Raw genomic sequence first — 7,894 nt, 5'->3', positions numbered from 1 at the left:
TTCCCCCGCCGCTATCTCCCCGAAGGCAGCATGGACCGGATCTATCCAACCGAAGATCAGCCCGGCACCGCTACACCACTACAAGGGACATGACCACGACCTCGGCTCGGAACAACACTCATTCAGCCGGAGCTCGGCTTCCTCGACCGCCCCGAACTCTCGGCGCAGCCTTCACGGACACGGCTCGTTTTCGGGCGACTGCGCGTACGACCCGGCGAAGCTCAGCCGTCACTCACACCTCGCCTGTGCCATCACCTGCTTGCGGCCTTTTGGCACCTCATCGGTAGTGACCAGTTACTCCAAACCTAGGTAACTGACGGCTGAATCATGCCTGAGGCCGCCGAGGATTGACCCTGACCCCATGTCAGCTGACTCTCTGCGCTTGACGCAACTCACATCCTTCGCAACAGTCGCAGAGCCATTCGGACTGACGTTCTGTTCCACCGCAGTGCCAGGGAGAGACACCATGAGAACCACAATCGCCGAGACGACGCTTCTTTTGGTCGCTGGTGCCTCGGCGATTCTCGCGTCGATGGCGGGCGCAGGTGTCTCCGCGTCGCTGGGACGACTGGGATTGAGTGTCTGACTGAGCACCGGTCGCGATAGTGGAGTATCGCAGGGAGCAGCAGGGCTCCCGTGATAGCGGCGGCTGGAACGTTGTCACAGTCATCAGTTCTGCCGTTGTGCGGTTCCGGGCCTGCTGGTGCCAGCTCAGGCGTAATTCTGGGCTGCTGGTGTGCGGTGGCGTGCGGCTTCGGCTGGGGGCGGTGCCAAGTCCGTGCGGGGCCTGCTGCTGGACGATTGCCGATGCCCTCCGGTCTGTGGTGGCAATGGCTGCACGTGACGGGTGCTGCCGGTCGATTGCCCTCCGCGTCCTGCCGTGTGTGGTTTCTCCGTGCGGTGGTAGCACGTACATCGGAGCCCTGCCGGGCGCGGCGTTCGTCAAAACGCGAGGAACCTGACACCGCTGGCATCGTGAAGCGCAACGACGAAGTCCAAGGCTGTGCTGTCCAGCCCTGTCGGTGAGTTGTGGAAGAGGCCGGTTCTGGGTCTGCCACAGACAGCAATGCGTCCAACCCCGCATCCTCTCACCGACCATAAAGCCACGGCTGGTCAATGATCACTTCATGACTCGTCGCCTCGCCCGGCAAGCGGACCGCTTATCCGCCTTGGCGTGACCGGTCCTCACCAGGCATCAAAGCCTTCCGCCGAAAGCAGCGGGTCAAGCCTGTCCCCCAGAAACATAGGGTCCTGGTGACTTCTCACTCCTCCGCTCGCGCTGTCGTCCGGTGCCTGGGCAGCTTCTCATTCATGCTGCGAGGCAGCTCGGTGAACCGATGGCGGGCCGGCAAAGCACGTCAGCTCTTTCTGTACCTGCTCGTGAACCGCGGCCGGGCCGTCGGCCGCGACGAGCTGTACAATGCCCTGTGGCCCGATCGGGCGCGGTCCTCGCATTCCAGTTCCCTGAAGGTCGCCAAGCACGCGGTGCAGCACATACTCGGGGAGGGCGCCGCGCCGGGCGAGCAGCCTGCCGCGGAGATCATGTACAACGAGTCCGGTTACATCCTGAAGACCTATGATGTCTGGCTCGACACCGATGAGTTCGAGAAGTTGTGCGGCAACGGTCATCGTGCGGCGGCGCGGGACGACCGATCGGTGGCCGTGGAACAATACAGCCGGGCTCTGGAGCTGTACACCGGGCACTTCCTTCACGGCGAGAGCGCTGCTTGGGCGCGTGAACAGCAGGACTGGCTGCGGTCGTTGGCGCTCGGAGCCGCTGACTACTTGTTGCAGGACGCCCTGTATCGGGACGACCTTCCCTGGGTGATCGTCCTGGCCCGACGGACTCTAGATATCGATCCGTACCAGGAGGAGGTGTACCGGACCCTGATCCAGGTCCACGGCGAAATGGGACAGCTTGGTCAGGCCAAGGCATGGTACGAGCTGTGTGGCCGACGTCTGTCGGGCGAGCTCGACATCGATATCAGCCCGGACACACAGCGCCTGTTCTTAACATTGATGCGTGCCCGCACGCCCGGGGCCGCCCCGAGCAGCAGCGCGTAACTACCCGTACGTCTTCCTGCAAGCTCAAATCAGCACTGGCTGCAGAGGTTGATGTAAGAAGCCGTTGTCGTATCGATCACGGGGATGGTTCTGATCGAACGGGATCCCTGGTCGGGTGATCTTGGCCGGGTGGGCGCATGGAAGCAGGGCCTCCGGTGCAGCACGAGGGTTGCGAAGCCAACTCGAGTGCAGGGAGGCCCTGTTGTCCCAGTCTTGCGTGCCGGTCCCGGTCCCGTCCAACTCGCGTGTGTCGGTGTGCGATTGCCTCGCTCACCGGTTCGGGAACGCGGCCGACAGCCCGGGCCGGGTGCGACGGTATCCCTCCGACATGACGGATGCGGAGTGGCAGGTTGTGCGCGACGCGATGCCGGTCCCGGCCTGGCTGGAGGGCCGGGGCGGACAGCCGGAGGGCTACTGCCACCGGCAGATGCTGGATGCCGTGCGGTACGTCACCGACAACGGAGTGAAATGGCGCTCGCTTCCCGCGGACTTCCCTGCGTGGGACCGGGTCTACGCATTCTTCCGCAGGTGGCGCACGAAGGGCCTGGCCCAGGAGTTCCACGGTCGGCTGCGGGAGAAGGCCCGCCGGGCCGAAGGACGCCAGGCACAGCCGACGGCGGCGGTCATCGACTCTCAGTCGGTCAAGCCGGCGTCCTCGGTGCCCGCGGTCTCACGGGGCTACGACGGCGGCAAGAAGATCAACGGCAGGCGCCGGCACGTCATCACGGACTGTCTGGGCCTGCTGCTGATGGTGCTGGTGACGGCCGGGAACGTCACCGACCGCCAGGCCGCCCACATGATGCTGCCCCGCCTGCACGAGCGGTTCGCCGCGATCACACTGGTGTGGGCCGACAGCGGCTACCGCGGCCGACTCGTCGCCTGGGCGAAGGAGAAACTGCAGCTCACCTGCAGATCGTGAAACGCTCGGACGACATGTCAGGGTTCGTGGTGCTGCCGAGACGGTGGGTGGTGGCGAGGAGTCTGGGATGGCTGATGTGCTCACGCCGCCTGGTGCGGGACTTCGAGACACTGCCGCCTCCAGCGAGGCGTTCATCTACTTCTCGTAGGCCATGCTCCTCAGCCGCCGTCTCGCCCGGCGCGCTTGTGGGCCCCGGGCCGAGCAGGACCGGTGGGCTGTCGCCGCGTGAACCGGCCCGACGGCGACGCCGCCAGCCAGCCCCGCTCGGCAAGCCGCCTCGCCTTGGACCGCACCCCCTCGTCTTCGCGGGCACCAGCCCCAGCTGAAGCCCGGCGGCAAGCTGCTTCGCCGAGATCCCCTCGCCCTCACCCGCACCGGATTCCACCAGCTCGACGATCCGCCGGTAGTCCACCGCGAGCGCGTCCACCGTCGCCGCCTCGTGCCAGCGCGGCACGACGGACCCCACAACCGGAGCCGGGGCCTTCGCACTCCCGGCCGGCGCCTCCCGCACACCGGCAGCGGACGCCTGCGTCTCTTCGCCCCCAGCAGCCAGGGCCTCGGCGAGCTCCGTCCGGGCGATCACCCGCCGCTCCAACACCGCCTCTGCATCAGCGAGTTCATCTGTGATCCGCTCCATCTCCGCGCGAAGCTCCTCCGCACGCACCCGGGCAGCCGCCTCCCGCTCCTCCAGCAACCCCATCACCGACGGCATCGGTCATCTCCGCATCACCGAGAACGGACTGATTGCCCGAACTCTCTCGCGGCAACACCGAAACCATGCCTGAACAGCGGAAACTCAATGCTCACATCCGGAAAGACAACGGCTTCTAACCACGCTGGACAGGACGGACCCGCAGGCTGCCGCCGCCCGAACGATGTCGACGATGAGCGGTGCGGCGTCGGGCCGCTCATGGTGACGGCCTGGTGGCACAGACGCGGTCCGCGCACGCGTTCCAGAGGTGAGCAGGCTGCGTATCCGGTTGAACGTGCGGGTGGCCTTGGCCCCAGGTCCGGGTCGAAGCCACCCCTCGGCTGTGAGCTCGTCAGTCAGCTCAAGCGTGCGCAGGGTGGGGGGCGTCTCTGGTATCGGTCTTCGCCTCGCCCGGGTAGAGGCCGGCGTTCCGGACGGAGTCGACCGCGCTGATCGCGGAGGCGGGCGGCACCCAGCGCAGCACGTCTACCGCCGGATCGAGCGGGGACAGTCCTGTGGAGAGGAGCCACTGTGTGCCGAAGTCGAGGAGTTGTCCGCTGACAGCGACGAGAGCCCCGCTGAGCACGGCAAGGTCGCGGCCCTTGCGACTGTTTAGCAGGCGGATGTTGGCGGTGGCGACGGTGCGGGCCAGCGCGACGCAGACCAGCAGCGCGACGACGACAGCGACGACGGTGGTGCTGTACCCGGCGGGCCCGTGGGCCGCCGGAGGTGAAGCGCGGGGTGTTCGCCGCCGCCCGCACCGACTGCGAGTCCACGATGGCGGCACTCGGGTCCGGCAAGCGGCCCTCTCTCCCGGACCTGGTGTCCCTCCCCTCGTAGCGTGGAGTCCGTGAATGCAGGGGAAGTTGAGGTTCATGGGGTCCAAGCAACGGACGTACACACCAGAGTTCCGTGAGGGTGCTGTACGCATTGTGATCGAGACGGGCAGGCCGATTCCGGAGGTCGCCGAGGAGCTCGGTGTCCACTCCGGGACGCTGCACAGCTGGGTGTCGCGGTGGCGGCGCAACGGCTCTGCCTCTTCCGACCGGCCCGCGCCCGCTGCCCCGGGCGGCCGGCTGCGGGACACCGAGCGCGCCGAGCTGGAGCGGCTGCGGCGGGAGATGAGCGAGAAGAACAAGCGGATACGCGAGCTGGAGATGGAACGTGATGTCTTCAAACGCTGCATGGCCTTGTGGGTGAAGTAGCTGCGGCGGACCCGGCTCAGGTGGCCGAGGGCCGGCGCGACTGCAAGGCCAAGCAGGACATTCCGCACACCCTGACGTGCCGCGCGCTGGATGTGAGCGAGTCCTGGTTCTACAAGTGGCGCAATCAGCCCGTCACCGCATGCGAGGTACGGCGCGGAAAGCTGGCCGACGCGATCCGGCAGATCTTCGATGAGTCGGGCGGCACTTATGGCTCCCCGAAGGTCTGGATCACGCTCGTGCGCCAGGGCTGGAGGGTGTCGGTGAACACCGTCGCCAAGCTCATGGCCGAACTTGGTCTGGCCGGACGCAAGATCCGAAGGCGCCGAGGGCTGACCAGGCCGGGCACGCGGCCCGCGTTTGCGGACTTCGTGCGGCGCGACTTCAGCGCCACCGCTCCCGACCAGGTGTGGGCCGGGGACATGACGGAGATCGTCACCAGCGAGGGCAAGCTGTATCTGGCTACGGTGATTGATCTGTTCTCGCGCCGTCTGCTCGGTTACGCGATGGGCGAGCGCCACGACGCGGAGCTGGTGGTCGCCTCTTTGAACATGGCCGCGGCCACCCGCGGCGGCGACGTCAGGGGCGTGATCTTTAAGGTCGAGTACGTCCACCGGCGCACGTTCACCACCCGCACCGAGGCGCGGCTCAAGATCGCCACCTGGATCACCGGCTTCTACAACACCCGACCGGCTACACAGCGTGTGCGGATACCGGAGCCCGATCGACTACGAACGAGACCATCAGGCCGACCCCACCGTGGAGCTGGCCGCTTGAGAGATCTCCACGGGCGCGAGGGGATTACACTGGTCGTCGCGCAGCCGGTCGTGGAACTCGGCGAGTAGGCCCCGAATCTGCCAGCGCCGGGCGAAGGCGTGCACGCGTTTGAACGGCGGGAAGTCCGCTGGCAGATTGGCCCACTTGACGCCCTTGTCGGCAACAAAGCGCACCGCGTCGGTCATCAGTAGCCCTCCGGTCGCCCGCCCCGCCCGGACAGGGCAAACTCCCGGCGCGGGAGCGCACAAGCGACGCTCCTCACGGGCGCTCCCCCCGGCCGGGCCGCACCACTCCGGATCCAATCGACCAGGAGGACACAGGACATGACTGACCTCGGAATCCCGAGCGTGCCCCGTCAGCACCACAGGGACATCTGCGGAGGCGTCGGGTACACCTTCATCGGCCGGCACTGGCGGAACCGGGACAAGTCCGACCAGAGCCTTGACGCGCACAGCACCATCTTGCACGGCCTTTGATCGTCGGCCGACTTCAGCGAGAAGACACGATCACGGCCGCGCCAGCTGTCAGGTGAACGACAAACCCCACCAAGACATATTCTTGGTGGGGTTTAGCCAAGCTAGCACCAAATAGGTGCGTCCCTAAATCTGTTCTTGGCGTAGAGTTGCCTACCGGCGTCGGCGCCCTCGGTGCCTACGATGCCATCGCGGCCGGGGCCGGCGATCGTGACGGTGCCGGTGTACCAGTAGTAGTGGCCCCAGTGGGGCTCGGTGTAATGGGTTTGATAGTACCCCTTGATCTCCTCAATGGGTTGCGCACGTTCGATCCAGCCCTCGTATTGAGGAAGGATGTTTTGGATCATCGTGTCAGCAGTCGTGGTTGACGTCATCCACGAGCGGCTGTAGGTGGCCTGGAAGGCCGCCTGAAACGCCTCCCACAGGTTATTCGTGCTCAGGGTGATTCCACCCCCCACGGTGTCGGTCGTCCCAAACGTCTTGCTCCACGAAAAGGAGCGCGTATTGGTCACGCTTCCGCAGTTGGCAACACGGCTGGTGAGTGGCACGTAATTAGTCCACGCACGGCGGCCCGTGGGGTGGAATGTGCATCTCCCGACACCGGATTTGCAGTCGGTAAGGATAGCGGCCTGAGTGGCTGTGGTCGGGCGAACGAAAATGTTGCCCGCTACCCCGGTGCAGGGACCGCCGATCCAATCGGGGTGCCAACCTTTCGGCCAGCAAACCGGGTTGTTGTACCTGTAGTCCCAGGGGTCGGTGATGCCCGCGTTGGCCGGCACCGCAGACGCCCCGAGAACCATCGCCGCACCAGCGGCGGGGACGATGATGCGCCTCAGCCAGCGGCGACCTTGCTTCGGTGGCCGGCTTGGCTTGGGCGATCTGAATCTGATCTTCATGGCCCTCCTTGACACCAGGCGGACACGCAATGTGCCCGGCGAGCGCTACTGTCACGGCGGACGGTAGAGATCGTCAATGACGGAGAGCCAGATACAAGGATTCAGCGTCAATGAACTGAGGTGCGTTCAGGGGGAGTTATGGTTCATTTCCTTGATTGTCAAGGTGGTCTGGTCGGTAGTCTGATGTTTGCAACGACGTCAGAACTCCACTGAGGCAGGGCCGTTGAGCTGGAACGTTAGGACAGGCTGGACGACGATCAACTGACGGGACTGGTGGTGCGGGTCCACCAGGCACCGAGATGATCCCGATGCTCTGCCGCCGGAGCGGATGCGGGCGCTGGGCCTGTGCCGGTCGGTGGCCTCGTGTTGTACCTGCTGCGGCAGAACCCCGTTCAGGAGGCGGCTGCGGAGCTGCACCACGCGGTAGCCATCAGGGGTGTCCTCGCCGGCCTTTTCCGCATCGATGAAGAGGATCGCCTAGTTCTCCTCACGCTCGGTGAAATGGCCTGGTCAGCGGGGTGAAGGACAGGGCCCCTTCGTCGTTGGCGTGGTGATACCACTCATCACACCGGCGGCCGAGGGGCCCTGTTGGTTTCGTATCTTCCCTGCTCGACGCCCCGCATGAGCTGGTCGAGCACATCTCCTGGCTGATCCACGCCCGCAAGCGTGGACTCAACTCGCCCCGGCACCGCTACACCACTACAAGGGACATGACCCCAGCGCACGCCCTCGGCCAGCAGAATCCGGCGGACCTGGGAGCGGCCCACCGTAATCCCCATCGCCCTGGCCTGTTCAGCCAGCGCATCCAGCGTCCACTCCGGCGGCCCCACCTCGTCGTCCGCGGCGAGTTCACCGTCGGCCTGCACCGTCAG

Annotated in this window: 8 protein-coding genes and 3 pseudogenes; 5 read left to right on the top strand and 6 right to left on the bottom strand. The window is 65.8% G+C overall.

All coding sequences use genetic code 11. The features are described 5' to 3' along the window. Nucleotides 1-1,311 precede the first annotated feature (1,311 nt). Together AC0699_RS38675 and AC0699_RS38670 are read left to right on the top strand one after the other, a co-directional pair. Nucleotides 1,312-2,064 carry an AfsR/SARP family transcriptional regulator gene (locus AC0699_RS38675; RefSeq protein WP_478670933.1) on the top strand — a complete coding sequence of 251 codons (753 nt, stop codon included), beginning with the start codon at nucleotides 1,312-1,314 and terminating at the stop codon, nucleotides 2,062-2,064. Between the two features lie 328 nt (nucleotides 2,065-2,392). After that, nucleotides 2,393-2,983, top strand: coding sequence for an IS5 family transposase (locus AC0699_RS38670; protein WP_478670930.1), 591 nt, complete (start codon nucleotides 2,393-2,395; stop codon nucleotides 2,981-2,983). On the opposite strand, the gene AC0699_RS38665 is transcribed toward AC0699_RS38670, so the two are convergent. The 3 genes and pseudogenes from AC0699_RS38665 to AC0699_RS38655 all read right to left on the bottom strand — a co-directional run. Beyond that, on the bottom strand, nucleotides 2,967-3,695 hold the full coding sequence (locus tag AC0699_RS38665; protein ID WP_478670927.1) for a hypothetical protein: 729 nt from the start codon (nucleotides 3,693-3,695) through the stop codon (nucleotides 2,967-2,969). The genes AC0699_RS38670 and AC0699_RS38665 overlap by 17 nt on opposite strands. A 200-nt stretch (nucleotides 3,696-3,895) precedes the next feature. Beyond that, a pseudogene (locus tag AC0699_RS38660) lies at nucleotides 3,896-4,107 on the bottom strand (IS110 family transposase); the annotation flags it as partial. A gap of 3 nt (nucleotides 4,108-4,110) precedes the next feature. After that, nucleotides 4,111-4,395, bottom strand: a pseudogene (locus AC0699_RS38655) (transporter); the annotation flags it as partial. A gap of 154 nt (nucleotides 4,396-4,549) precedes the next feature. Here AC0699_RS38655 and AC0699_RS38650 point away from each other — a divergent pair. Together AC0699_RS38650 and AC0699_RS38645 are read left to right on the top strand one after the other, a co-directional pair. Next, nucleotides 4,550-4,879 (top strand): transposase, encoded by a 330-nt coding sequence (locus AC0699_RS38650; RefSeq protein WP_478670925.1) that lies wholly within the window; start codon nucleotides 4,550-4,552, stop codon nucleotides 4,877-4,879. Nucleotides 4,880-4,899: 20 nt separating this feature from the next. Then, entirely contained in the window at nucleotides 4,900-5,721 is an 822-nt protein-coding gene (locus tag AC0699_RS38645; protein WP_478670922.1) for an IS3 family transposase, read from the top strand. On the opposite strand, the gene AC0699_RS38640 is transcribed toward AC0699_RS38645, so the two are convergent. After that, complete coding sequence (locus AC0699_RS38640) at nucleotides 5,620-5,838, bottom strand: transposase (protein WP_478670919.1); 219 nt, start codon at nucleotides 5,836-5,838, stop codon at nucleotides 5,620-5,622. The two genes, AC0699_RS38645 and AC0699_RS38640, sit on opposite strands and share 102 nt — an antisense overlap. Before the next feature lie 138 nt (nucleotides 5,839-5,976). Between AC0699_RS38640 and AC0699_RS38635 the strand changes: the two genes are divergently transcribed. Continuing rightward, complete coding sequence (locus tag AC0699_RS38635) at nucleotides 5,977-6,129, top strand: hypothetical protein (RefSeq protein ID WP_478670916.1); 153 nt, start codon at nucleotides 5,977-5,979, stop codon at nucleotides 6,127-6,129. Between the two features lie 101 nt (nucleotides 6,130-6,230). Here the strand turns inward: AC0699_RS38635 and AC0699_RS38630 are convergent, their stop codons facing one another. Both AC0699_RS38630 and AC0699_RS38625 read right to left on the bottom strand, forming a co-directional pair. After that, complete coding sequence (locus AC0699_RS38630) at nucleotides 6,231-7,022, bottom strand: hypothetical protein (RefSeq protein ID WP_478670913.1); 792 nt, start codon at nucleotides 7,020-7,022, stop codon at nucleotides 6,231-6,233. 563 nt (nucleotides 7,023-7,585) lie between these two features. After that, a pseudogene (locus AC0699_RS38625) lies at nucleotides 7,586-7,894 on the bottom strand (hypothetical protein); the annotation flags it as partial.

The organism is Streptomyces sp. NPDC043870 (assembly GCF_056435785.1).
This window is presented reverse-complemented; position numbering and strand designations above follow the sequence as displayed.